At 63.5% G+C, this 24,482-nt stretch carries 22 protein-coding genes; 7 read left to right on the top strand and 15 right to left on the bottom strand.

The genetic code is table 11. The features are described from left to right. Positions 1–129: 129 nt before the first annotated feature. The 3 genes from HDE78_RS17365 (at position 130) to kynU (ending at position 4,486) form a co-directional block, all read left to right on the top strand. Positions 130–2,235: an FUSC family protein gene (locus HDE78_RS17365; protein WP_179481822.1), complete on the top strand. Its 2,106-nt coding sequence runs from the start codon at positions 130–132 to the stop codon at positions 2,233–2,235. Positions 2,236–2,488: 253 nt separating this feature from the next. Next, on the top strand, positions 2,489–3,013 hold the full coding sequence (locus HDE78_RS17360) for a hypothetical protein (RefSeq protein ID WP_179481820.1): 525 nt from the start codon (positions 2,489–2,491) through the stop codon (positions 3,011–3,013). A 168-nt stretch (positions 3,014–3,181) separates the two neighbouring features. Next, positions 3,182–4,486 carry a kynureninase gene (kynU, locus tag HDE78_RS17355; protein WP_179481818.1) on the top strand — a complete coding sequence of 435 codons (1,305 nt, stop codon included), beginning with the start codon at positions 3,182–3,184 and terminating at the stop codon, positions 4,484–4,486. Between the two features lie 211 nt (positions 4,487–4,697). Here kynU and HDE78_RS17350 read toward each other — a convergent pair whose 3' ends face one another. After that, complete coding sequence (locus HDE78_RS17350) at positions 4,698–6,254, bottom strand: Cache 3/Cache 2 fusion domain-containing protein (protein WP_179481816.1); 1,557 nt, start codon at positions 6,252–6,254, stop codon at positions 4,698–4,700. A gap of 445 nt (positions 6,255–6,699) precedes the next feature. On the opposite strand from HDE78_RS17350, the gene HDE78_RS17345 reads away from it, so the two are divergent. Continuing rightward, positions 6,700–7,011 (top strand): hypothetical protein, encoded by a 312-nt coding sequence (locus tag HDE78_RS17345; RefSeq protein WP_179481814.1) that lies wholly within the window; start codon positions 6,700–6,702, stop codon positions 7,009–7,011. Positions 7,012–7,125: 114 nt separating this feature from the next. On the opposite strand, the gene HDE78_RS17340 is transcribed toward HDE78_RS17345, so the two are convergent. The 14 genes from HDE78_RS17340 to HDE78_RS17275 form a co-directional block, all read right to left on the bottom strand. Next, positions 7,126–7,941 (bottom strand): transglycosylase SLT domain-containing protein, encoded by an 816-nt coding sequence (locus HDE78_RS17340; protein ID WP_255457878.1) that lies wholly within the window; start codon positions 7,939–7,941, stop codon positions 7,126–7,128. Between the two features lie 597 nt (positions 7,942–8,538). Continuing rightward, complete coding sequence (locus HDE78_RS17335) at positions 8,539–9,795, bottom strand: glutamate-5-semialdehyde dehydrogenase (RefSeq protein ID WP_179481812.1); 1,257 nt, start codon at positions 9,793–9,795, stop codon at positions 8,539–8,541. Beyond that, a complete protein-coding gene (gene proB / locus HDE78_RS17330) occupies positions 9,792–10,955 on the bottom strand; it encodes a glutamate 5-kinase (RefSeq protein ID WP_179481810.1) in 1,164 nt (387 codons plus the stop codon). Before proB ends, HDE78_RS17335 begins: the two co-directional genes overlap by 4 nt. After that, the gene (locus tag HDE78_RS17325; RefSeq protein ID WP_179481808.1) at positions 10,956–11,318 is read right to left on the bottom strand and encodes a cupin domain-containing protein; all 363 of its coding nucleotides are present in this window, start codon (positions 11,316–11,318) and stop codon (positions 10,956–10,958) included. It lies immediately after the preceding gene. Further along, a complete protein-coding gene (gene argH / locus HDE78_RS17320) occupies positions 11,315–12,610 on the bottom strand; it encodes an argininosuccinate lyase (protein WP_179481806.1) in 1,296 nt (431 codons plus the stop codon). The genes HDE78_RS17325 and argH overlap by 4 nt, the downstream gene beginning before the upstream one ends. Further along, complete coding sequence (proS, locus tag HDE78_RS17315) at positions 12,603–13,970, bottom strand: proline--tRNA ligase (RefSeq protein WP_179481804.1); 1,368 nt, start codon at positions 13,968–13,970, stop codon at positions 12,603–12,605. The genes argH and proS overlap by 8 nt, the downstream gene beginning before the upstream one ends. 51 nt (positions 13,971–14,021) lie before the next feature. Continuing rightward, positions 14,022–15,008: an N-acetyl-gamma-glutamyl-phosphate reductase gene (gene argC / locus HDE78_RS17310; RefSeq protein ID WP_179481802.1), complete on the bottom strand. Its 987-nt coding sequence runs from the start codon at positions 15,006–15,008 to the stop codon at positions 14,022–14,024. Positions 15,009–15,012: 4 nt separating this feature from the next. Further along, positions 15,013–16,329, bottom strand: coding sequence for an acetylglutamate kinase (locus HDE78_RS17305; RefSeq protein WP_179481800.1), 1,317 nt, complete (start codon positions 16,327–16,329; stop codon positions 15,013–15,015). After that, positions 16,316–17,455 (bottom strand): acetylornithine deacetylase, encoded by a 1,140-nt coding sequence (locus tag HDE78_RS17300; RefSeq protein WP_179481798.1) that lies wholly within the window; start codon positions 17,453–17,455, stop codon positions 16,316–16,318. The genes HDE78_RS17305 and HDE78_RS17300 overlap by 14 nt, the downstream gene beginning before the upstream one ends. Further along, the gene (locus HDE78_RS17295) at positions 17,455–18,663 is read right to left on the bottom strand and encodes an argininosuccinate synthase (RefSeq protein ID WP_179481796.1); all 1,209 of its coding nucleotides are present in this window, start codon (positions 18,661–18,663) and stop codon (positions 17,455–17,457) included. The genes HDE78_RS17300 and HDE78_RS17295 overlap by 1 nt, the downstream gene beginning before the upstream one ends. Positions 18,664–18,701: 38 nt before the next feature. After that, positions 18,702–19,187, bottom strand: a complete 486-nt coding sequence (locus HDE78_RS17290) for an OsmC family protein (RefSeq protein WP_255457877.1) — start codon at positions 19,185–19,187, stop codon at positions 18,702–18,704. Beyond that, positions 19,184–19,810, bottom strand: a complete 627-nt coding sequence (locus HDE78_RS17285) for an FMN-binding negative transcriptional regulator (protein WP_179481794.1) — start codon at positions 19,808–19,810, stop codon at positions 19,184–19,186. The genes HDE78_RS17290 and HDE78_RS17285 overlap by 4 nt, the downstream gene beginning before the upstream one ends. A gap of 22 nt (positions 19,811–19,832) precedes the next feature. After that, positions 19,833–20,840, bottom strand: a complete 1,008-nt coding sequence (locus HDE78_RS17280) for an N-acetylornithine carbamoyltransferase (RefSeq protein WP_179481792.1) — start codon at positions 20,838–20,840, stop codon at positions 19,833–19,835. Between the two features lie 441 nt (positions 20,841–21,281). Next, on the bottom strand, positions 21,282–21,857 hold the full coding sequence (locus tag HDE78_RS17275; protein WP_179481790.1) for a glycine zipper 2TM domain-containing protein: 576 nt from the start codon (positions 21,855–21,857) through the stop codon (positions 21,282–21,284). Between the two features lie 180 nt (positions 21,858–22,037). Here HDE78_RS17275 and cysS point away from each other — a divergent pair, with 180 nt between their 5' ends. The 3 genes from cysS to HDE78_RS17260 all read left to right on the top strand — a co-directional run. Then, positions 22,038–23,408 carry a cysteine--tRNA ligase gene (gene cysS, locus HDE78_RS17270; RefSeq protein ID WP_179481788.1) on the top strand — a complete coding sequence of 457 codons (1,371 nt, stop codon included), beginning with the start codon at positions 22,038–22,040 and terminating at the stop codon, positions 23,406–23,408. Positions 23,409–23,458: 50 nt separating this feature from the next. Continuing rightward, positions 23,459–23,890, top strand: a complete 432-nt coding sequence (locus HDE78_RS17265) for a SufE family protein (RefSeq protein WP_179481786.1) — start codon at positions 23,459–23,461, stop codon at positions 23,888–23,890. Positions 23,891–24,053: 163 nt separating this feature from the next. After that, a partial coding sequence (locus tag HDE78_RS17260; RefSeq protein ID WP_179481964.1) for a transposase domain-containing protein occupies positions 24,054–24,482 on the top strand: 429 nt, incomplete at its 3' end.

The raw sequence follows: 24,482 nt of genomic DNA, 5'->3' as shown, positions 1-24,482 counted from the left end.
CCGGCGCCTTTTTTTGCCGCATTCATAAGGTTTTATCGATAAGCGTCGCGCAGCATTGAAGCATCGTCGCGTCAACTTCAGCCGCTGTGATGCAGAATCAGCGCTCGGCCATCTGAGTCACCGCCATTCATGCCCACCACCGGCTACTCGCTGAGCAGAAAAATGCTGGAGAGCCTGACCACGGCCAAGCGGCCGGATGTGCCGCTGTGGGTCCTGCTGCGCAATACGGCGGCGGTCATTCTGCCGCTTGGCATCGGCCTGGCCACCGGCTATATCGAGGTGGGCATCGGTATTGCAGCCGGCGCGCTCAACACGATGTTTTCCGATCAGCCCGGCCCTTATCGGCAGCGCATGCAGCAGCTGGTGCTGGCTTCGCTTGCCGCCGCCGTGGCCTCGCTGTGCGGATTTCTGATCGGCGGTCAGCTGGTGCCGCTGCTGTTCGCCACCATGGTCTTCGGATTTTTTGGCGGCCTGCTGGTGGTGTTCGGTGTAGATATTGCGCGGGTAGGCATGACCAGCATGATTCTGCTGGTGGTGACCGCGTACACGCCGACCACGCTGCCACATGCGCTGCTCGGCGCCGGCCTGCTGCTGAGCGGCGGTCTGCTGCTGACGGCTTTTTCGATCGCCGCCTGGCCACTGCAACGCTACCGGCCAGAGCGATTGGCACTGGCAGCCGTCTATCGCGGATTGGCGACGCTGGCGCGCCAGCAAACCTATGACGATGCCGACGTACCGGCGCTGTCCGGTGCCATGACGACATTGCAGCACACCCTGCTCGGCCGGCATCACGCACGCGGTCGTGCGATGGAAGCCTTCGGCGTGTTGCTGGAACTGGCCGAGCGTATCCGCCTTGAGCTCACGGCAATGGCCGAGCTGCGCGCCAACCCCACCATCCACGCGATGTTTCGCGACGATGCGGCGCGCGTATTGGCGACCATCGCCGACGCGCTCGACGAAGGCGAACCGCCTCGGCAAGCCGAGCGCATGCTGCAAACACTTCAAGCCAGCGAAACCGCGTTGCTCGGCGCCGATGCACCGCCGGACACGCTGGCGCGGCACATCCATGCACTGTCCGGCCAGCTCGCCGCCGCCGTGCGCAACGCCAACTGGGCCGGCAGCAAGGGTGAGATGCGCGCCGCCGCCGCCGAGACGCCGCTGCCTGCCGCTCTGCGCAGCAGCTCCGCGCTGGCGACCCTGCGCGCCAGCCTGACGCCCCACTCGGTCGCGTTTCGCCACGCCGTGCGCAGCGCCGTCTGCCTGAGTCTGGCCATGTTCGTCTCACGCCAACTGCATCTGCCGCACGGCTACTGGCTGCCGATGACGGCCGCCATCGTGTTGCGCCCGGACTTCGCTGCGACCTTCAACTTTGGCCTGCTGCGCGTGGTCGGCACGATCCTCGGGCTGGTGCTCACCACGGTGCTGCTGCACATCACGCCGGCCGAGCCATGGACGCATCTGGCCCTGATGGCGGTGCTGTGCATGATTTTTCGCTACCTGGCCACGGCGCATTACGGCGCAGCGGTGGCCGCGTTGACCGGCACCGTGGTGATTCTGCTGTCTTACGAGGGCGTGAACTCCGGCGCGGCCGTGCACGATCGCGTGATCAACACCGTACTCGGCAGCGGCATGGCCCTGCTCGCCTACGTGCTGTGGCCGACCTGGGAAAAAGGCCGCGTGCGCGCCGCGCTGTCGGACATGCTGGATGCCTATGCCAACTATCTGCGGGCGCTGGCGCGGCCCGAGCTTCGCGACGCCCATCGCGAAGCGCGTACGGCGGCGCGCACCGCGCGCACCAATGCCCAGGCCTCGCTTGACCGTATGCGCGCCGAACCCGGCACACCGATCGTGCTATTGGATCTAGCTAACGCCCTGTTCGCCAACGGCAACCGCCTGGCGCGCACCGCCATGACGCTGGAAGCAGTGATCGACAACGACGACGCGCTGCCGGAATCCAGCGAGATCAGTGGCTTCGTCGATCACGTGGCGATCGCGCTGCAGGAAATCGCCAACGCGCTGCGCGAGGACCGCGCGCCGCAGCTGCCATCGGACCTACGCACGCTGCAGCGCAGCCTCGCCACCCTGCTGGCGATGTCCGACAACAAGCACACTGCCGACCTGCTCAAGCGCATCAGCGACCGCCTGGTCGACAACGTCGATACACTGGCCCATGTGCTGGGGCGCAGCGCGCAAGCATCGTCGCTGGGCACCGTTGCCGGCACGGGCGTGACCTGACCTGGGTGCGGTAGCCGCCGGCACGGATAGCGGGGCGGGCGTTGCATGGCGCCCAGGCGACCGGCATCAAGCAGAACAGTCCCCGTAGCGTTTATCCTTGGAGCGTGGGGATTCCTCTGAAGAAAGCGGCGCGCGGCGTCTACATGAATCATGCTGGCGCCCGATCGTCTCAAGGCGCGGCTTTGCGAGGACGTACCCCATAGGATATTGCTTCATTAATGGCCGCTCTTTTCGGTCTATTCCAGGAGTCAGCATGAGTGTTCTGCGCACCGCCTCTTCCAGCCTCGCCGCCATCGCCACCACGCTGCTGCTGGCCGGCACGCTGCACGCCGCCGACGTCAGCATGGCCAACGGCAGCGTGCAGTTCCGCACGCCGGACGACTGGGTGGATATCCTCGATACGCAGGGCGACCCCGAAGTGCATGTGTTCCAGGTGCCCGACCGCTCGCCCACCGGCAAGGTCAGCCTGTCGCGCGTCACCGTAACGGTGAAGCAGGTCGCCGACATGAGCGCTTTTCAGCAGTACGTGGGCACCACGTCGGCCAAGGCGCTGGCGCTGCCCGGTTACAAAACCGCGGCGGTAGCGCCCGGCGCCAACACATTCGTCTATACGGCACAGGAAAGCGGCGTGCAGTACAGCTACAGCGAACGTTACTGGTTCAAGAACGGCGTCGCGGTCTCGCTGCGCTGCCTGCGCCCATCGCAGAGTGAGGCCGGCCCTGCGTGGAAAGCCGCCTTCGACAAAGACTGCGACGCCATCGCTGCCAAACTCAAGTAACGTCCGCGACCACCTTGCGCCTATCTCGCCGCGGCCTGCGCGCGGCGGCAGGCAGGCGACAACGCCAGCGGCTGCCTTCACTGTCTAGACGACGCCGTCGCGGGTAAAGTCGCCGCTGCACGAAGCGAGCGCCGGTTCGCGCTCCCGCCCATCCACAGGACAACCGAGATGCACGACGTCAGCGACTACCAGGCCACCACCGAATGGGCGCAGCAGCGCGACGCCGCCGACCCCCTGCGCGCGTTCCGCGACGAATTTCTGATCCCGCCACACGAAGGCGCGGATGGCCAAAAGGTGGACAGCGTCTATTTTTGCGGCAATTCGCTCGGGCTGCAGGCGCGCGGCGTGCGCGAAGCGGTCACGACCGAGCTCGACTACTGGGCCGAGCTGGGCGTGGAAGGCCATTTCAAGGGTCGCCAGCCGTGGCTGAACTACGAAGACTATCTGCGTGACGATCTCGCCCTCGTCGTCGGCGCCAAGCCGTCCGAAGTGGTGGCGATGAATACTCTCGGGGTCAACCTGCACCTGCTGATGGTGAGCTTTTATCGCCCGACACAGGAGCGCCCCGCTATCCTGATCGAAGCCGGCGCCTTCCCCACCGATCGCTACGCAGTGGAATCGCAGGTGCGCTTTCATGGCTTCGATCCCGCCACCGCGCTGATCGAGCTGGAAGCCGACGAACCGAACGGCCTCATTTCCATGGCCGCGATCGAGCGCGCGCTGGCTGAGCACGGTTCGCGCATCGCGTTGGTGATGCTGCCTGGCATCCAGTACCGCAATGGCCAGGCGTTCGATCTGAAAGCGATCACCGCGCTGGCGCACCGCCACGGATGCACCGTCGGCTTCGACCTTGCCCACGCCGTGGGCAACCTGCCGCTGCAGCTGCACGACAGTGGCGCCGACTTCGCGATCTGGTGCCACTACAAATATCTCAACGCCGGCCCCGGCGCCGTCGGCGGCGCCTTCGTGCACGAGCGTCATGCCGATGCCGTGCTGCCGCGCTTCGCCGGCTGGTGGGGACACGACAAGGCCACGCGTTTTCAGATGGGTCCGGCGTTTGTGCCGATCCACGGCGTCGAAGGCTGGCAGCTGTCCAACCCGCCGATCCTGTCGCTGGCGCCGCTGCGTGTCTCGCTCGACATGTTTCGCCGCGCCGGCATGCGCCAGCTGCGCGAGAAATCGCTGCAGCTGACCGGCTATCTCGAGTGGCTGGTCAAAAACCAACTTGTCGATGTTCTCGACATCGTGACCCCCAGCGATCCCAATCGCCGCGGTGCACAGCTTTCCATCCGCGTCGTCGGCGGCCGCGATCGCGGTCGAGCACTGTTCGAGTACTTGATGGACCACGGCATCATCGGCGACTGGCGCGAGCCCGACGTCATCCGCATATCGCCCGCCCCGCTATACAACCGTTTTGCGGATTGCCTGGCGTTTGTGGCGGCGGTGCGGGAGTGGTCAACGCCAGCAAGCTAGTCCTTGGCGTCGTCATACGAACCTTGCCGTAAAACCATACCGCGATAGTTCGACGCGGAAAGTTTCCGCCTCGAAAGCCGCTCATCGCTTCTTCGATATTTCCACGTTCTTCCGGCGCGATCGACGGTATGCTCACGGCCGGCAGCGTTGGCTTAGAACCTCTTATTCATGATCTCCACCTGCCTCGCGCAGGGAGATCATGAACAGGTTCTTAGTGGGCGGTCTTGAAAACCGATACCGCTTTGCCGAGAACAGCCGCCTGCTCCTCCATGCTCTTCGCGGCGGCAGCGGATTGTTCGACCAGCGCTGCGTTTTGCTGGGTCGCCTGATCCATGAGTTCGATGGCATGCTTGATTTCGGCCAGACCCTTGCTTTGGTCGTCGCTCGCCGTTGATATCTGCAGCATCAGCAGCGAGGCCTCATGGATCGATCCGGCAATCGCCTTGGTGGCAATGCCCGTGAGATCGACCAGTTCGCACCCGGCATCCACCGTTTCGACGGAGGCGGCGATCAACTGTTTTACTTCCCTTGCCGCGGCGGCCGAGCGCTGGGCGAGCGTACGTACTTCGGTAGCCACCACCGAAAAACCTCTTCCCTGCTCGCCTGCGCGAGCAGCTTCGACCGCGGCGTTGAGGGCGAGGATATTGCTTTGAAAAGCAATGCCGTCGATCAGGCCGATGATGTTTTCGATGCTGTGCGCCTTGAACCTGATTTCGGCCATGGTGGATACCACCTGGCCGACCATCTCGCCGCCATCCTGGGCCAGCGTAGCCGCCGAAGCGACCAGTGCGCTGGCTTCACCTGCATGGATGGCATTCTGTCTTACCGTGGAAGCGAGCTCCTCCATCGCCGAGACCGTTTCCTCAAGCGCAGCCGCCTGCGTCTGTGTGCGCGTCGAGAGATCCGATGTACCTGCTGCGATCTGATGCGATGCGGTGTGCACACCATCGCTCGCCTGGCGTACTTCGCCGACAACATTGGCCAGTCCCACGCCGATTCCATTAATGGCCTGAAGCAGTTGACCGACATCATCACGGCGGCTGACGTGCACCTGCGCGCTCAGATCGCCGGCGGCTATCCTGCCTGCGGCCGTACGACAATCTGCCATCGGTCGACTGACGTTCCTGACCATCAACACATAGACCGCAAAGGCCATGCCCAGGCAGGACAGCAGGCCGAACCGGATCAGCCAGTTTTCGGCGACCACGGACATCATCGGGCGGGTCAGCCAACTGAATACCAGAAATGCGCCGCTATAGAGGCATGCCGTGATGGCGGCCGCGCGCAGCGGCACGCCAACAATACGCATATGACTGACATCCAGCCCCACATAGCGCACCCCGATGATCCGTCCGTCCGGGTCGATGATCGGGTCGTACTGTGTCATGAACTGCTTGCCGAAAATCGTGGCGTAGCCGAGGTAGAACTGGCCGGCCAGCAGCGGCCGATAGGCGGGATGCGATCGATCCAGAATCGTTCCGATGGCCCGTTCCCCATCCTGCTTTCTGACGGACGTGGTAACCCGGACAAAATCATCGTCACGGCGCACGAAAAGAGTTGCGGTGCCGCCGGTCGCTTCAGTGAAACGATCGGGCACCACGAAATTCAGATTCATCGATTTACCGTCAAGGCGCAACACCGGCGTTGACTGACCGGCCACCATGATCGAGTTACTTTCATCGAGCGAGAAGTCTCCTGGCAGATGCTCGGAAAATGTTCTTGCCAGCGAATGAATGCGTTTTTTGAGCGGTGTTAAGAACGAGATCATGGAATGCCTCGTACCGAATAAGTGACACTCCATCCAATCCGTTGCGATGCGTCTACTCGCTTGAGAACACGCTTTTCAGCCTAAAAATCTACCGGAGCTGCAACGGATGAACGGGCCTTAATGACCTGGAATCGGCCGCTCAAATCACCCCGTCATTCCCTAATGTTATCGCCTCCAGCGGGAGAAACTTGAGTTTGTGTTGGAATCGAGTAACCGTTTGGTGACCGCAGCAATATTGCTGCGACTGCACAACATGACCATGAACGTCGACGCGATTGAGCACATGGCCAAGGCATCTGACGATCATTTCCAGCTCCCACACGCGACGGCGAAGCTCTGCTGTTGGCAAACGTCCTGCTGACAAACGATCCGCTGGTGACTTGCAGCAGACACGCGCTAGCGCCAAGCTGCAGCGGTGAGTAACTGCGGCTCAATGAGCACATCCATGACCGACGCCATCAAATATTCTTTTTCGCACGAAGAGCTGCTGGTCATTCTGTTGAAAAGCGCGGGCATCCACGAGGGGCTTTGGATGCTGTCGATCAACTTCGGGCTGTCGGCGACGAATATGAGCAACTCGAACAGCGGCGAGGAAAATCTGCGCCCGTGCGTGATGGCCTTCGTCGAGAACTTTGGACTGATGCGAGTCGAACGCGCTCTGAAAGGGCTGACACTGGATGCAGCGATCGCTAATCCGGTGCCGGTAACGGCCGTAGCAAAACGGTCTGCACCGAAAAAGAAGGCCGCGCCGGGCTAATGCGTTCTACGGTGTGATTCGACGAAGCGCAGCGGCGGGAGAGCAAGCGCGCTATTTCCCTAGCCTTGCCAGGTGACGCTGGGTACCGGGATTTGCAGCGCAAGCAAGTCCAGACTAGCGCGCCACGACCTGCCCATTCTTCCCCGATCGATACACGCCCTTGAGCCGCTGATAAACCGTCATCACGGCGGTGCCGTAATCTCTCGCCAGCTGCTGCGTATGGCTGTGGTAATAGCCGACGCCAAGCACCGGATCGCGCGTTTCGTGCATACCGTCGTGCAGGATCTTCGCGGCGACGGAGATATTGGTTTTCGGGTCCAGCAAGCTCAGCGGATCGCGAACCGCGCTACGGTGCATCGGGTAATACACCTGCATGATGCCCACGTCCTGTACGGTAGCGTTGAACTGGCTCGCGACAGCCATTTCCATCTGCACGTGGTGCCGTTCGCCAACTACCAAATGGTCGTTCACCCGAAACAGCCAGGGTGTCGGGCCCACGTCCCCACCCGGATGCAAAGAGCGCGACTCCACCAGCGCAATGCTGTAGAGCAACAGCGGGTCGACGCCAAACTCCCTGCCCACCTGCGTCCACAGGCTCTGACGCGAGGCGATGTTCAGATCGGGCTCGGCGATCGGCATCATCAAGTCCATCGTGCTGACATCCGACAACAGCGCGATGGAGGATGGCGACTCGGAACGCATCGCCGGGATCGCCTTCGGCAGCACACCGATCGATTCGACCTCACGCTTTTTTTCAGCCGAGGCCGGCGGCGCAGCGGTCGGAGCAGCCACATTTTTTGCCAACGTCTGCGCCGTCACCGGCCCACTGAGCACCGCATGACCGTCGAGCTCCGGCTGCGAATGCGCCACGCCCGACACCAGCGGCACGGCAATAGCGGCGAACGCCGCGCAGCAGGAAAGCGCGGTCAAGGTGCGGCGCTTATGTCCCTGATCCCAGCTTGCCCACGAGCGCTGCGCCGCCTGTGCCCTATCGATAACCAGGGCGTTTGCACGGTAGAAACCGCGTCGCGCTAAAAGCGTCGCTGTGGAAGAGCGGCCGGCGAGCGAAATGGCGAAAGTCCAACCTTTGCTCCAATCCACGCGGTGCCGGTCAGCGTTCGAGACCGAATCGGTTTTGAACGGCTTATCCGACCAAGAGCAAGGGGCCGGTGCGATGGTCGACCAATCGATCGTTGCGCAAGCCCGGGCAGACTTCCAGCGGGCCGGCGGCACGAGATAGACCCGCCGCTGACGTCGCGCGCGCGGCTTCGCTGCGGCATCGGAGCCAATCGTGTTTGGCGAAACCTCCAGAGGCAACCCATCGGTAGTGCTTTCAATCAAACGATTCACGGCTTCACTTCGAAAGGAACAGCTTTGACAACGTCCCTGAGCTTCATTCGCGCCTTCCAGCGGTCGAACGGCCTGTCGAAAAGCGCCGCGGCGGTTGGCCATCATAATCGACTGGCGCCTTGAGCGAGTTATCCAGCCTTGAGAACCCATTTTAGAGCCTGTCCACGATCTCCCGGATCAGCCAGGCAAATGCCTGACCTGACCAGTCCCCCGCACCACGAAACGCTCGATGGTGAGCGACTCGGCGCCCATCGGACCATAGGCATGCAGTCGCGTGGTGGAAATACCGATTTCCGCACCGAGGCCGAGCTGGCCACCGTCGGAGAAACGCGACGAGGCGTTGACCATCACGACGGCCGATCTCAGCGCATGCACGAAGCGTCCGGCCACCGTCTCGTCGGCTGTCGCGATGACCTCGGTGTGGTCGGAGCCGTAGCGCTGGATATGCGCGATGGCATCGTCCAGATCATCGACGATGCGCACGGCGAGGATCAGGTCGAGAAACTCGGCTGCGTAGTCGTCGTCGGTCGCTGCTTGCATGCCGGACACCAGCTGGCAGCTGCGCGCGCAGCCGCGCAGTTCGACGCGAAGCTCTTGTAGGGCTGCCGCCGCCATCGGCAAAAAACGGTCGGCGATATCTGCATGCACCAGCAGCGTTTCCAGCGCGTTGCAGACACCCGGACGCGTGGTCTTGCCATCGATCAGCAGATTCAGCGCGAGGGTCGAATCGGCAGCGCGATCCACATACAGATGGCACACACCCTTGTAGTGCTTGATCACCGGCACACGCGCGTGTTCGGCGACGAAGCGGATCAGACCTTCGCCGCCGCGCGGAATCGCCAGATCCACGATATCGGTGAGCTGCAGCAGCTCGATCATCGCCTCGCGGCTGAGGTCGTCGATCAGGGTCAGCGCCGCCGTCGGCACGTCATTGGCCTGCAGCGCGGCCTGCAGCGCCGCCGCGATGGCGAGGTTGGAACGCAGCGCTTCTGAACCGCCGCGCAGGATCACGCCATTGCCGGCGAACAGACACAGCGCGGCCGCATCGGCGGTGACGTTGGGACGCGCCTCGTAGATCATCGCAATCACGCCCAGCGGCACGCGCACGCGTTCGATGCTGAGGCCGTTCTGTCGGCTCTCACGGCGTGTGACCACGCCGACGGGATCAGAAAGTTCAGCGACTTCGCGCAGCGCATCGGCAATGGCCTGCACGCGCGATACATCCAGCTTCAAGCGATCGAGCATCGCGCCATGAATGCCTTTCTCCATGACCAGCCGCATGTCCTCGGCGTTGGCTTCGAGTACGGCATCCGTTCGCGATTCGAGCGCGCACGCCATGGCGAGCAGCAGTCGCCGTTTGGCGGCTGTATCCAGCGCAGCCACCGATCGCGCCGCGTCACGACAGGCCAGTGCTAGCGCGCGTATCGTATTCATGTCGCGCTCTCCGTGGTGCCGACCGTCGCCATATCGTCACGGTGTACCACTTCACCGCCGTAGCTGTAGCCGAGCAGCGCCGCAATCTCGCGGCTGTGGTGGCCGGACAGCCGGCGTACTTCGACGGCACCGTATTGACTGAGGCCACGCGCAATGATGCGCCGACCGGCGTCGACGATTTCGACCATGTCACCGCGATGGAATTCGCCCTCCACGTCCACCACACCTCCCGGCAACAGCGAGGCACGGCCGGCCGCCAGCGCGCGCGCCGCACCCGCATCCACCACGATACGTCCTGGCGCGGCTGGCGCATGGCGCAACCAGTATTTGCGCGCCTGCATGCGGCTGCCCGGCGCATGCACCAGCGTGCCACGCAGCGTGCCCGCACCGAGTGCCTGCACGGTCGTTGCGTCGCTGCCGCAAAACAGTGCCGTGGCAATGCCGGCGGCGGCGGCCTTCGTGGCCGCTTCCAGTTTGGTACGCATGCCACCCGTACCGATGCGACTGCCGCTGCCGCCGGCCATGGCGAAAACGGCAGGTGTGATTTCGGGCACGTCGGCAATCGGCGTCGCCGAGTGATCGAGGCGCGGATCGGCGGTATACAGCGCATCGACGTCCGAAGCGATCAACAGCAGGTCGGCATCGACCAGTGCTGCCACGATGGCGGCGAGGTTGTCGTTGTCGCCGAGCTTCAATTCGTCGACGGCTACGGTATCGTTTTCGTTGATCACCGGCAGCACCTCGAGCGCCAGCAGCTCGCGCAGTGTGGCGCGCGCGTTGAGGTAGCGACGACGATGGCGCAGATCGTCGTGGGTCAGCAGCACCTGTGCCACCGGGCGCGTCGATAGGCTTTGCCACAGCGCGATCATCGGCGCTTGCCCCAGCGCCGCCAGCGCCTGCCGCGCGACCAGATCGCTGCCGCCGACCGCATGCTCGCGCAGCAGCGCGCGTCCCGCCGCCACCGCGCCTGAAGAAACCAACACCACTTCTTTGCCCTGCGCATGGCTAGCAGCGATGAACTGCGCCAGCGCCGACGCATGACGTGCGGTCAAACCGCCGCCATCGGCGGCGAGCAGGTTGCTGCCGACCTTGAGCACTGCGCGACGCCAGGGCGGCAACATCTGCACCGGGAGAGCATGAATGGACGCCTGAGTTCCCATCTACTCCACCTCGTCCGGCGGCACGAGTTCGCGGTCACCGTGACTCTTCGGCGCAGAGATGACCATGAACCGCAAGTCGACAGTGCATTGGTTGCACATCTGATGCGCCGTGCCCGGCGGAATATGCAGCCCCTCCCCTGCCTTCAGTGAGTAAGTCACACCGCCAGCCTCCAAGGTGGCTACGCCGTCCAGCACATAGAAGAACTGCCGGGCACGTGCATGACGGTGACGCAACTCGGTCGCGCCGGGCAGCATACGTTCCTCAATCACACTGAGGTCATCACCGGCCAAAAGATGCCAACCGTCGCAGACTCCACCCCAGCGATAGTGGGTCGCGTTGTGGGTGGAAACCGATGCGTTCATGCGTCGATCTGTGCCAGTCGCTCAGCCAGGTCATTCAAGCGCAAATCGTGCCCTGCGCCGGGCGACGTGCGCGCCGCGAGGCTCGACTCGGGTGTGCGGCCTTCGCCGGCACTCGCCGCAGTATCAGCCGCCGCACGGTAAGCCTCGCGGAACGGCACGCCGGCGGCTGCCTGCTCGATCGCCACGTCGGTGGCATACATGGCTGGCTCGATCGCCGCGCGCATGGGCATCTCGTTCCACTGCAGTCGCGCCAGCAGATCGGGCACCAGCGACAACGCCATCAGGCCGTGGCGGCAGCCGTGAAACAACGAGCCCTTGGAAAACTGCAGGTCGCGCTGATAACCCGACGGCAGCGACAGCAGCTGCTCGATCTCGGTACGCGCCGCGGCCACGCTCGCGTAACTGGCACGCAACAGCTCAACCACGTCGGGGTTGCGCTTGTTCGGCATGATCGAGCTGCCGGTGGTGTACTCCGAGGGCAGGCTGACGAAATTGAATTCCGCGGTGGTGAACAGCGACAGGTCCCAGGCCAGCCGCCGCAGGTCGAGCAGTGCGCTGGCGATGGCCTCCAGCACGGCCATCTCGAACTTGCCGCGCGACAGCTGCGCGTAGATCGGCGACACCTGCATGCGCGCAAAACCCAGCGCCTGGGTAGTGTGCTCGCGATCCAGCTTGAGGTTGACGCCGTAACCGGCCGCTGTCCCCAGCGGATTGGCGTCGATCCATTCGGACGTCTGTCTGGCACGCACGGCATTGTCGATAAAGCCTTCGGCAAAGCCGGCGAACCACATGCCGGTGGACGACACCACCGCGCGCTGCAGATGCGTATAGCCGGGCAAGGGAATGGCCGGCTGTGCAGCGCGGTCGAGGCAGACCTGCGCAATCGCGCGGCAGTGCGATTGCAGCGTGGCGAGCTGCTCTTTCAACCACAGGCGCGTGGCGACAAGGATCTGGTCGTTGCGGCTTCGACCGGTGTGCACACGCCGACCGGCATCGCCGAGACGTTCGGTGAGACGCGCCTCGATCGCCGAATGACCGTCTTCGTAGCGATCGTCCAGCACGAAGGTGCCGCTGCGAAAGTCTTCGGCCAGCGTGTCCAGTTCTCGCTTCAGTGCCGCGGCTTCGTCAGCCGTGACCACATGGATGTTGGCGAGGCCTTCGACATGCGCCTTGCTGGCCGTGATGTCGTGCAGGAAAAATTCGCGATCCAGCAGGACGTCGTCACCGGCGAGAAACGCCATGACGCGTGCATTCGTCGCCACACCCGCCTTTTGCCACAGAAGATCAGTCATGAGCTTTTTCACCCGAATAATTGGCGACAAGATGGGTATGCGCTGCGGTCAGCCATGGCACGGCGGCCTCGATCGAAAGCTCCCGCCGATCGCCATTGACGCGATGTTTCAGTTCTACCACGCCCGCGTCGAGCCCACGCGGCCCCACGATGAGCTGCCAGGGCAGCCCGATCAGATCCATCTTGGAGAACTTCGCGCCGGCGCGGTCGTCGGTATCATCGTAAAGCACGCTGATACCGGCTGCCTGGAGCTGCGCATAAAGCGTTTCGCAGGCCTCGTCGGAACGCGTATCGCCGCATTTGAGGTTGACCAGACCGACGTCGAACGGCGTCACCGAAGCGGGCCAGACAATGCCGTGCTGGTCGTGACTGGCCTCGATGATCGCACCGATCAGGCGAGAAATGCCTACGCCGTAACAGCCACCGTGAATCGGACGAGCTACCCCGTCCGATCCGGTTACCGTTGCCTTCATCGGCAGCGAATATTTGGTGCCGAAATAGAAAATCTGCCCGACTTCGATGCCGCTGGTCTGCACGCGATGCGTCGGCGCCACCTCTCGCTCGAAGCGCGCGGCATCGTGCACGTCCTCGGTGGCGGCATAGCGTTCCGTCCATCGATCGATCACCGGCTGTAGATCCCCGGTGTAATCGATATCCGATGCCGGCACCGGCAGATCGAGGACGTCGCGATCGCAATACACGGCTGACTCGCCGGTCTGCGCCAGCACGATGAACTCGTGCGACAGGTCGCCACCGATCGGGCCGGTTTCCGCGCGCATGGGAATCGCCTTCAGGCCCATGCGCGCGAACATTCGCAGGTAGGCGACGAACATCCGCCGATAGGAGCGCTTGGCGCCTGCTTCGTCCAGGTCGAACGAATAAGCGTCCTTCATGAGAAATTCGCGTCCGCGCATCAGGCCGAAACGCGGGCGCTGCTCGTCGCGAAATTTCCACTGCACCTGATAGAGGTTCAACGGTAGGTTGCGCCAGGAGCTGACGTGGCTGCGGAAAATGTCGGTGACCATTTCCTCATTGGTCGGCCCGTACAGCAATTCGCGTTCGTGCCTGTCGGTGATGCGCAGCATTTCGGGACCATAGGCATCGTAGCGACCGCTTTCACGCCACAGGTCGGCCAGCTGCAGCGTCGGCATCAGCAGCTCGACTGCGCCGGCCCGATCCATTTCCTCGCGCACGATACGCTCGATGTTGCGCAGCACTCGCAAACCCAGCGGCAGCCAGGCGTAGATGCCGGCGGCTTCCTGCCGGATCATCCCTGCGCGCAGCATCAGACGGTGCGAGACGATCTGCGCTTCGGCGGGATCGTTTTTCAGGGTGGGTAATAAATAGCGGGACAAACGCATGGTGGATCTCCGGAAGTAGACGTAGGCGACGATGCGAGCGGCATTGCCGCTTCACGGTCGTGCCGTCGCCTCCGGATCGATGCCGGCCAGCTCGGCGCAACCGATGGCCAGGTTGATGTTCTGCATCGCCTGCGTGGCCGCGCCCTTGAGCAAGTTGTCCAGCGTCGCCACGATCACCACGCGCTTGCCGTCGACGGACAAGGCGAAGCCGCCGATCTCGGCATGGTGACGGTGCGCGATGCGGCTCACCCACGGCGCCTCGTCGAGCACGACGACCAGTGGCTCGGCGTCGTAGGCATGACGAAAGCGCTGCAGCACTTCCTCGCGCGTCATCTTGCGCGACAGATACAGATTGGTGGTGACGGTAAGGCCGCGAAAATGCGGCGCCACGTGCGGCATGAATTCGACCGGCACGCCGAGATGACGCGAGGCTTCCTTCTCGTGCATGTGGCCCGTCAGCGCGTATGGCATCAGATTGTCGCGCAGTTTTTCAGGATCGTTCTTGTCCGACGGCGTGGTGCCCGCGCCCGAATAGCCCGACACGCCAAAGCACACCGGCGGGGCGGCAAGCAGATCCTTCAGCGGCGCGATGGAAAGCTGCATGGCGGTCGCATAGCAACCGGGATTGCTGATGCGCGTCTGACCACGCCACTTGTCGCGGGTAAGTTCGGGCAGGCCGTAATACCAGCGCTCGTCGAAGCGATAGTCGGCCGAGAGATCCAGCACCAGCGCCTGCGGGTGCGCTGCTTCGATTGCCTCGACGTACGGCGCCGCCTTGCCATTGGGCAAGGCGAGGATCACCACGTCCGCCGCCTGCCCTGCCACCGCCGGCGCGTCGAGACTTGCGTAGCGCAGCTCACCGATATAGCCGTCCACATGTTCGGCCACGCGCTGACCGTCCAGCTCGCGCGACGACACGAAAGCCAGCTCCAGCGACGGATGGGCGGCGACCAAACGGATCAGCTCGACGCCGGTGTGGCCGCGCGCACCGACGATGCCGATGGATTTTTTTTCTGCAGCGTTGTTCGACAAGCTCATGGCATCAGTCCAGCAGCGTCGGCTGCCGCGTGGCGCAGTGCGCGACGCAACGGGCGATGGTGTCGAAGTCGGGCAAGCCATACCAGAAGACTTTCCAGCGCGGCTGCTTGAGGCTGCCGTCGGACTCGGCATAGTAGAAATGGTTGACCACGTTGCCGTGGCGCGAGCGCCAGAACAATTGCGGATTTTCCTCGCGCATCACCTGCCACACCGCGCGGCCAAGGCCCTCGCCCTGCGCGTCGTCGAGCACGGCGAACTTGTCCAGATAAGCCAGGCCTTCTTCGTCGGTGAGAATCATCGCGGCCCGATAGTTTTCGCTGAGATAGACACGCCGCGGCGTCGTGCGCTCAAAATAATCCGGCACCAGCGTGCGGCCGAAACTCGATTCGATCAGCACGCGCATGCGTGCCAGATCGATGCCTTCCCAAGAGTCAAACGTCAGCACGCGCTCGCCGCGCCGTACCAAGGTACCGGAACCCTTGTGCGTGAACAGCTCCTTGGCCAACTCGGCCGGGCGCGTGATCGAGACCGACGACGTCAACGGCAGATCGCTCAGCAAATCGGCGATCTGCTCGATCTTCACCCGCATGCCGCCGTTGATCCACGGCTGCGCCATCAGATGCTCGAACTCGGTGCTGAGGTTGATCGAATCGATCACCGCGCCCTTGTCGTCGAGCAGGCCGCCGGTGCCAGTGAGAAACACGATTTTGTACGGCTGCAGCACGCGCACCAGCTCGTTGGCGGCGAAATCGGCGTTGATATTGAGGATCTGGCCCTCTTCCGTCTCGCCCAGACTGGCGATGACCGGGATGGAACCGGCCCGCAGGCTGGCCTCGATCGGCGCCAGGTTGATGCTCTGCACCTTGCCGACCAGGCCGTATACGTCCTGATCGAGATAGGTCGAGGTGAACACGCCCGACGGCACCGACGTCGCGCGCGTATCCATCGACTGAAGCGCCTCGACCAGACGCAGGTTCTGCTGCTGGAATACCTTGCGCACAATGGCCAGCGCCCGCGGCGAGGTCACGCGCAGGCCGTTGACGGTCTGTTTCTCGATACCGGCCGCGGCCAGCTCCTCATCGAGTTGCGGACCCGCGCCATGCAGCACGATCGGCGTGAGGCCGACCTGCTGCAGAAACGTCAGCGACGAGGTCAGCTCGGGCAGCTCATCGCGCAGCACGGCGCCGCCGACCTTGACCACGGCAAAGCGCTTCGCATCGAGCTGCGAAAAGCGCTTGAGGTACTGCTGAATTTCCTTCGCGCTGCCCATGCTTTCCAGCAGGCGCACGATGGTCTGGCGGGTGTTTTTATGCTCTTTCACGATTGACGATCCGATCAATGGTTTCTGCGTAGTGCTGCAACTGGGCCAGCGTCACCCATTCGTCGGCGGTGTGTGCCTGCGCGATGTCACCGGGGCCATAAACGAAAGCGGTGTAGCCGGCGGCGGAAAACAGCGCGGCCTCGGTCCAGAAATCCACGGCGTTGCCGACGGGAATGTCCAACTCGTCAGCCAGGTCGCGCGCGGCGAGACGATTGGCTTCCGCATTCGCGGTGTCACCGGCAGGCAGCGAGGCGCCACGAAAGGTTTCCTCGAATTCGGCCGGCTGCGGTTCCACCAGCGTGCGAAATTGACGCAGCAGCTGATCCGGGTCCATCGTCGGCAGCGGCCGAAATCCGAAGCGTACTTCGGCCGATGGCGCGATCATGTTCGCCTTGATGCCGCCTTCGACGCGGCCGATATTGAAGCGCAGTCCCGTGAGTCCCCCGAAGCGCTCGTGCGCCTGCGCCGCCACGAAATCGAGCGCCGCATCGCCCCAGCGCATCACCTGATGCAGCGCGCTGTCGCTGGCCTTCTGCTCGCCCGACGCATGGCCGGCATGACCGGCAAATCGCATCATCACTGAATGGATGCCCCGATGCGTCAGCGCGGCCTCGCCCTTGGTCGGCTCGGCCACGATGATCGCCTCGTAGGGATGCGATTCGCCGAGGAAGCCGGCAATGCAGCGCGCGTCGTTGGCCTCTTCGTCGGTGGAAAACAGCATCGCCATGTCGCCGTCACCCGCGTTCGCCACCGCGATCAACGCCGCCGCCGCGCCCTTGATATCGCAGGCACCTAGCCCGATCGCCCGGGTTTCGGTAAGGCGCAGCGTGTGCGGATCCGCCGTCCAGTTCGGCGAATCGGGCACCGTGTCCAGATGCACGTTGAACAGCACTTTCGGCGTACCGCGCACGGCATGCAGCGTCACTGCACCCGCGCCGTAATCGGTCAGCGTCAACGTAAAACCTGGCAGCTGCGCGCGCAGATAATCGAACAAGCCATCCGTGCCGATCGCGCGCGGTGGATTGCGCGTATCGAACGCGACCAAGGTTTTGAGATGACTCAGGGTCGCCTGCAGCAGATCGCTACCGCGTTCCCCGTTCCCTGTTCCCTGTTCCCGGTGGCTCATCAGCGATTGATCTCCGCCCACAGCGTGCTGCTCATGCCGAACAGCTTGATGAAGCCCTCCGCCTCGGCCACGCCCCAGTCGGCCGACTGCGCGTAGACCGCACCCTTCGCGTTGAGGATATGCGGCGACCGCACTTCCACCGCGGTGACCTGCGCGCCGTAGGTTTCCAGCACCACTTCACCGTTGACGCAGCTCTGGCTGGAGGCGAGGAAAGCTTCGAGATCGGTTTTCAGCGGGTCGTGATAGAAACCCTCGTACACCAGCTCGACCCACTTGCGTGCCACCTCCGGCTTGAAGCGGTTCTGCTGCTTGGTCAGCACGGCCTCTTCCAGCGCGCGATGCGCGGTCAGCAGGGACACGATGCCCGGCGCCTCGTACAGGATGCGTCCCTTGAGGCCGATAGTGGTGTCGCCGGTGTACATGCCGCGACCCACGCCGTACGCGGCGAAGAGCTCGTTGAGCTTGACCAGCAGCTTGTCGCCTGCCATTTTCTGGCCATCGATCGACACCGCCTCGCCCTTCTCGAAGCCCAGCGTCACGCGGAGTTTTTCGGACGGCCATTCGGCGCGTGGCTTGCACCAGCCGCGCGCGCCCTCTCCCGGGGTTTTCCAGTGATCGATTTCGCCGCCGGACATGGTGACGCCCAGCACGTTCTCGTTGATGGTGTAGCTCTTCTGCTTGGCGCGCACTTCGAAGCCGCGCTCCTCCAGATACGCCTGCTCGTAAGCACGGGTCTGGGTGTGCTCTTTCTGAATTTCGCGGATCGGCGCCACGATGTCGTAGTCGCCTAGCGACTTCACCGCCAGATCGAAGCGCACCTGGTCGTTGCCCATGCCGGTGCAGCCGTGCGCGATGACCTTGGTGCCCAGCTCGCCGGCGCGCCTCAACGCCGCCTCGACGATCAGATAGCGATCCGATACCAGCAGCGGATATTGGCCCTGATAGCCTTCGCCAGCCCACACGAACGGCTTGACGAAGCCTTGCCAGATTGCCGGACCGCCGTCGACCGTAAGATGCGAGGCCACGCCCAGTTCCGTGGCGCGCTGCTCGATAAACGCGCGCTCTTCCGCGTCGACGCCGCCAGTATCGGCAAACACCGTGTGCACAGCCCAGCCACGCTCCTGCAGGTATGGCACGCAGAAGCTGGTGTCGAGGCCGCCGGAAAAGGCGAGGACGATATCTTTGTTGGAGGCGCTGGCTTGGCTCATGAGGTGCGAATCCTTGATGGGAAAAGGGTCTGTGGGTTCTAGGCGACTTCGACCACAATGCGTGGCTCGCAGTGCACCGGAAAATTGACAGAGCTGGCGATAAAGCAGGCGTGGTGCGCGTCGACATGCAGCGCGGCGGCTTTCGTCGCGTCGCTGGTCGCGCTGATGGTTACGGTGGGACGCAGCACCACTTCGACAAAGCGGCCACCGTCGGCGTCGGTTTCCATCATGCCTTCGGCGGCATCGCTGTACGCCGTCACCACCACCTTGGCGGTCGCTGCCAGATGCAGATAGGCCAGCATGTGGCACGAAGACAGCGCGGCAACCAGCAGATCTTCCGGATTGTGGCGCGAGGCATCGCCGCGAAACGCGGCATCGGATGAACCGGCCAGCGCGGGCTTGCCCGGCACGCGAATCTCGTGGCTGCGCTCGTAGCCGCGGTAGCTTTGGGTGCCGCTGCCGAGATTGCCGGTCCAGTCGACGTCCACCCGATACCGATGCTGATGTGGCATACCTTGACTCATGATCGGCCCTCCTGGGTACGCAGCATCAGCTGCGCGAGTTCGCCATCGCCGTCGGCATCGCGCCGGCGCAGGCCCTCGACGACGCCCGCCTGATTGCGCGCCGGGTGATTCTGGCTCAGCTTGAACTTGCCTTCGATGCGCTCGATCGTCACCGCGATGCCAACGATCGCCTTCAGGGATTTTTCGATGTGGTCGGCCGGCGCATCGGCCACACGCCACGGCGACGGCTGGCTGGCTTCGTGGTGATCGGTGAGCGCGTCCAGCAGTGCGAGTTTCCATGCGGCATCGTCGATCACCTGCAGGCGGCCGTGCACGTGGACCACCGCGTAATTCCAGGTGGGCACTTCGCGGCCGGTCTCGTGCTTGCTGGGGTACCAGTTCGGACTGATGTAGCCGTCCGGCCCCTGAAAGATCAGCAGCACGTCGGCGCCATCCATGCTTGCCAGCTCGTTGCCGCGCGCCACATGGCCATGCAGCAGCGCGTCGCCGATCACTTCGAACGGCACGTGGTTGGCGACGAATCCGTTCGTGCCGTTGGCCACCACCGTGGCAAACGGATACGCGCGCATCAGGTCCTGCAGGACGTCGATACGCGATTCGCGAAAGGAGGCTGGCGTGTACATGCATCAGAGCCTATGCATGCTCTCAGCGCTGGCCGATCAGCGACGCCATCACCGCCTTCTGCACGTGCAGGCGGTTTTCGGCCTCGTCGATGGCGATGCAGGCGGGCGAATCCATCACCGCGTCGGTGGCCTTGATGTTACGGCGCAGCGGCAGGCAGTGGCTGAAGAGGCCGTGGTTGGTCAGCGCCATCTTGGCCGAGTCGACGATGAAATGCTTGCTCGCCTCGCGCACCGGCTTTTCCTTGTCCCATTGGCCGAAGAACGGCAGCGCGCCCCAGCTCTTGGCATAGACCACGTTGGCGCCGCGATAGGCTTCCTCGATGTCGTGGCTGACCTTGAGCGAACCGCCGTTCTGTTCGGCGTTCAGACGACCGTATTCCATGTAGCGCTCGTCCAGCACGTAGTCCGGCGTCGGGCACAGCAGGGTCACGTCCATGCCGAGCTTGGTCGCGATCAGCAGCGCCGAGTTGGCCACCGCCGTATTCAGCGGCTTGGGGTGATAGGTCCAGGTCAGCACGTATTTCTTGTTCTGCAGATCGCCCAGGTGCTCCTTCAGCGCCAGCGCATGGGCCAGCTCCTGGCAGGGGTGGGTAATCGTCTCCATATTGATCACCGGCACCTTGGCGTACTGCGCGAAGGCCTTGATCACGCTGTCCTGCCGGTCCACCGCCCAGTCCTGGAATTTGGGAAACGCCCGCACCGCGATCAGGTCGACATAACGCGACAGCACCCGCGCCACTTCGGCGATGTGTTCCTCGGTATCGCCATCCATCACCGAGCCCACCTCGAACTCGATCGGCCACGCGTCCTTGCCCGGCGACAGCACGATCGCATGCCCCCCCAGATGGAAGGCACCCAGCTCGAAGCTGGTGCGCGTGCGCATCGAGGGGTTGAAGAACAGCAGCGCAATCGACTTGCCGGCCAGCTGCTGACCGCGCGGCGAGCGCTTGAACTCCGCGGCCTGCACCAGCAAGGCATCGATCTCGGCGCGGCTGTAATCCTGGGTGGTGATGAAATGCCTGATGGACATGGGTCGTGGCTCGTCTATTTGAAATGTCCGGCCATGGATGGCCGGTGCTCTTGCGGACGGATCCGCGTCTGGTTGTATCTGTGCGGCCATGGATTGCCGGGGTTTGGCTTTTTGCAGATGGACCTGTACAAAATCAACTTCAAAAACAAAAAAACCCGGCGCATGGCCGGGTTTTATCGTCGATACACATGAAACGCGTGCGACAGCCTACCCGGCCGAATGTCGATACAGCGGTCGGCGCGCGCGCGAAGTCATGCCAGCAGCCATGCGGGCGCTAGTCAGGACATTGGCGGTATAGACGGCTGCGGACATGAAGATTCCAGCGGGTGAGTTCACATAATGGCGAGAATTTCGCTGCCGCGCAACAGAAAATTCGGTGCCCTAACGAGGATCGCCGCCCGAAGGCGGCGATCCCATGATGCATAGCTACCAATCGAGCTATCAATCGGCCGGCTGCACCTGCACGCGAACCCTCAGGCGCTCGCCCGGGTCATAGTTCAGACGCGAGGTGTAAACCTCACCGCGATAGCGGTACTCGACGTCATACCCAATGATCCGGCGCTGATCGCTGACCGTATTGACCTGCTGGCAGTTGGTCTGGGTGGTGGAATAGTCCCCACCGTGGTCAGACACGTGGTTGCCGACCGCGCCACCGACGACCGCACCACCGACCGTGGCGGCTACCCGGCCGTCACCTTTGCCAATGGTGCTGCCCAGAACGCCACCGACGACCGCGCCTAGCACGGTACCGACGCCGCTGTTGCCGGGATCGTGCTGCACCACTTGCTGGTTGTAGCACTGCTGCTGCGGTACCGTGGTGCGGACGATACCCTGCACCGGATCGGCGCGCAGCACGTCCGCCCAACCGTAATGCGCGTTGTCATCGGGGCCCGGACCAACCGGCCCTGGCGCGCCCGGCGGCGGCGGCGGCGGCTGGTCGGAGTAACGCACGTCCTGCGCGTGGATGCTGGTAGCCACAAGGGCCAACGCCAGCGTGGAAAGCCATAACCTGGTCATTGCGACCTCCAATCTCGGGACGTGGAGCTCGATGTGTGCTCCCTCTTGTCATTGCATCAAGTTCACGCTGAATACAGCCTTAGAATTAACGTTTCGCAACCGTTCCACTTACATCTTGTTAAGATGTTGGGCTAAGTTTGCCTGCCCAAGCACGACGCCTTCGTTGCGGATTTTTCGCCCATGCCGATTTCGCTCTACAACAGCCTGACGCGCCGCACGGAGCCGTTCGCACCGCTCGATCCGCAGCGCGTGACGATGTACCTCTGCGGCCCCACGGTCTACAACTATGTGCATATCGGCAACGCGCGCGGTCCGGTAGTGTTCGACGTGCTGGCACGACTGCTGCGGCGCCATTATCCGAACGTCGTCTACGCCCGCAACATCACCGACGTCGAGGACAAGATCAACGCCGCCGCGCAGCGCGAAGGCGTATCGATCGGCACGATCACCGATCGCTACACCCACGCCTATCACGAGGACATGGCCGGGCTGGGTATCGTCCCGCCGGATCTGGAGCCGCACGCGACCGCGCATATCGGCGAGATCATCGCGATGAACGAGACGCTGATCGCCAATGGCCACGCCTACGCCGCCGAAGGCCACGTGCTGTTCGATGTCGATTCGTATCCAGCCTACGGCGCGCTGTCCGGCCGCGATACCGAGGAACTGATTGCAGGCGCCCGCGTCGAGATCGCACCTTACAAAAAGAACCCCGCCGACTTCGTGCTGTGGAAGCCGTCCACGCCCGACCTCGCAGGCTGGGACAGCCCCTGGGGCCGCGGCCGCCCCGGCTGGCATATCGAATGCTCGGCGATGTGCGCCGCCCAGCTGGGCGAAACCATCGACATCCACGCCGGCGGTGTCGACCTGCTGTTTCCGCACCACGAAAACGAAATCGCCCAGTCGACCAGTGCGCACGTTGGCAAGACGTTTGCACGATGGTGGATGCACAACGGCATGCTGACCTTCGACGGCCGCAAGATGTCCAAATCGCTGGGCAACGTGCTGCTGGTGCATGAGCTGCTCAAGCTGCATCCGCCCGAAGCGCTTCGCCTGCTGTTGCTGCGCGGACACTACCGCCAGCCGCTGGACTGGTCGGAAAATGCCATCCAGCAAGCGACCAGCACGCTGGACGGCTGGTATCGCGTGCTGCGTGATCTGGCACCTATCGACATTCCCAGCGGCGGCCTGCCGGTTCCCGAGCGCATCGAAGCCGCGCTCTGCGATGACCTCAACACGCCGCAGGCGCTGGCCGAGCTGTCGCAACTGGCCGATAAGGCGCGGCATAGCGGCAGCAGCGAGGCCAAGGCTGCCCTGCTCGGCGGCGGCGCCCTGCTCGGGCTGCTGCAACAAGATCCTGATGCGTGGCTCAAGCGCGGCGAGAACGCGGTGGACGCCGCGCACGTCGACGATCTGCTGGAGCAGCGTCGCGTCGCGCGCGGCGCCCGTGACTTTGCCCGCGCCGATGCCATCCGCGACGAGCTGACCGCCATGGGTATCGTGATCGAAGACGGCGCGCAAGGGACGCGCTGGAGCGTGCTGAAAGGCTGAGGCATTCGGACACGCCCCGGATTTCACCCGAAGCGCGCGATAATCCACGCATGACTACGACCGCCACCACCAGCGCCGACGAAGCGCAGCGCGAAATCGCCGAGGAATTTGCCTTTTTCGGCGACTGGACCGAGCGCTACCAGTACCTTATCGATCTGGGCAAGCAGCTGCCGCCCTTCCCTGAGGAATGGAAAACCGAGGACTACCGCGTGCACGGCTGCCAGTCGATGGTGTGGCTGGTGCCCGGCGGGAATGCGGCGAGCATGCACTTCGATGCGATCAGCGACTCGGCCATCGTCTCTGGCCTGATCGCTCTGGTGCTGCGCGTGTACTCGGATCGTTCGGCGCAGGAGATCGTGGATACCGAGCCGGCGTTCATCGGTACCATCGGGTTGGCCAAGCACCTGTCGCCGACGCGCTCCAACGGTCTGGCAGCCATGCTAGCCCAGCTGAAGCGATACGCTGCGCAAGCGTTGAAATAAGTCGCATCGTTCGATGCCTGCCTGACGCCAGCTCTGGTCAACGGATACCTGAAATAAAAAGCCCCGCTCTAAGCGGTAATGCTGTTCACTTAAGCATTGCATCGTAGCCAAGGCGTCCCAAGAATCCGGCCTTCACCTGTTGAAGGCCGGATTTTTTGTGTCCCTGCAAAGTGTTCTGTTTGATATCGATGAGCTGCACTCGTTCTCTGATCTGAGTACCTTCGCGCAGCATATTCCTGTCGAGTGGGTAGCCTCGGCGCTGGCTCTTTCCTCCTCGGCCACGATTCGCCGCCGGCGTTTGCCGTCGGATCAAGTGCTGTGGCTGGTGCTGGGTATGGCACTGTTTCGTAACGAGCCGATCTCGGAGGTGGCTCGTCGGCTGAACATCTGCGCACAAGGCTTGGCCAGCGACAGTCTGTTGGCGCGCAGTGGCGTCTCCCAGGCGCGTCAGCGCCTTGGCGCCGAGCCGCTGCAATGCCTGTTCCGTCAGACCGGCAAGTGCTGGGGCAAGGAGCGCTATCCCGGCGATGACTGGCACGGCTTGCAAGTGCTGGCCGCCGACGGCGCGGTGTTGCGCACCCCGGACACCCCG

It is taken from the genome of Rhodanobacter sp. K2T2, from assembly GCF_013408815.1.
In the GTDB taxonomy this organism is placed as follows: domain Bacteria; phylum Pseudomonadota; class Gammaproteobacteria; order Xanthomonadales; family Rhodanobacteraceae; genus Rhodanobacter.
The sequence above is the reverse complement of the archived record's forward strand: the minus strand, read 5'-3'. Positions and strand labels throughout refer to the sequence as shown.

Bases quoted from the DNA above. Each gene is read 5' to 3' on its own strand.
- HDE78_RS17365 (WP_179481822.1), top strand. From the start codon at position 130: ATGCCCACCACCGGCTACTCGCTGAGCAGAAAAATGCTGGAGAGCCTG.
- HDE78_RS17360 (WP_179481820.1), top strand. From the start codon at position 2,489: ATGAGTGTTCTGCGCACCGCCTCTTCCAGCCTCGCCGCCATCGCCACC.
- kynU (WP_179481818.1), top strand. From the start codon at position 3,182: ATGCACGACGTCAGCGACTACCAGGCCACCACCGAATGGGCGCAGCAG.
- HDE78_RS17350 (WP_179481816.1), bottom strand. From the start codon at position 6,254: ATGATCTCGTTCTTAACACCGCTCAAAAAACGCATTCATTCGCTGGCA.
- HDE78_RS17345 (WP_179481814.1), top strand. From the start codon at position 6,700: ATGACCGACGCCATCAAATATTCTTTTTCGCACGAAGAGCTGCTGGTC.
- HDE78_RS17335 (WP_179481812.1), bottom strand. From the start codon at position 9,795: ATGAATACGATACGCGCGCTAGCACTGGCCTGTCGTGACGCGGCGCGA.
- proB (WP_179481810.1), bottom strand. From the start codon at position 10,955: ATGGGAACTCAGGCGTCCATTCATGCTCTCCCGGTGCAGATGTTGCCG.
- HDE78_RS17325 (WP_179481808.1), bottom strand. From the start codon at position 11,318: ATGAACGCATCGGTTTCCACCCACAACGCGACCCACTATCGCTGGGGT.
- argH (WP_179481806.1), bottom strand. From the start codon at position 12,610: ATGACTGATCTTCTGTGGCAAAAGGCGGGTGTGGCGACGAATGCACGC.
- proS (WP_179481804.1), bottom strand. From the start codon at position 13,970: ATGCGTTTGTCCCGCTATTTATTACCCACCCTGAAAAACGATCCCGCC.
- argC (WP_179481802.1), bottom strand. From the start codon at position 15,008: ATGAGCTTGTCGAACAACGCTGCAGAAAAAAAATCCATCGGCATCGTC.
- HDE78_RS17300 (WP_179481798.1), bottom strand. From the start codon at position 17,455: ATGAGCCACCGGGAACAGGGAACAGGGAACGGGGAACGCGGTAGCGAT.
- HDE78_RS17295 (WP_179481796.1), bottom strand. From the start codon at position 18,663: ATGAGCCAAGCCAGCGCCTCCAACAAAGATATCGTCCTCGCCTTTTCC.
- HDE78_RS17290 (WP_255457877.1), bottom strand. From the start codon at position 19,187: ATGAGTCAAGGTATGCCACATCAGCATCGGTATCGGGTGGACGTCGAC.
- HDE78_RS17285 (WP_179481794.1), bottom strand. From the start codon at position 19,810: ATGTACACGCCAGCCTCCTTTCGCGAATCGCGTATCGACGTCCTGCAG.
- HDE78_RS17280 (WP_179481792.1), bottom strand. From the start codon at position 20,840: ATGTCCATCAGGCATTTCATCACCACCCAGGATTACAGCCGCGCCGAG.
- HDE78_RS17275 (WP_179481790.1), bottom strand. From the start codon at position 21,857: ATGACCAGGTTATGGCTTTCCACGCTGGCGTTGGCCCTTGTGGCTACC.
- cysS (WP_179481788.1), top strand. From the start codon at position 22,038: ATGCCGATTTCGCTCTACAACAGCCTGACGCGCCGCACGGAGCCGTTC.
- HDE78_RS17265 (WP_179481786.1), top strand. From the start codon at position 23,459: ATGACTACGACCGCCACCACCAGCGCCGACGAAGCGCAGCGCGAAATC.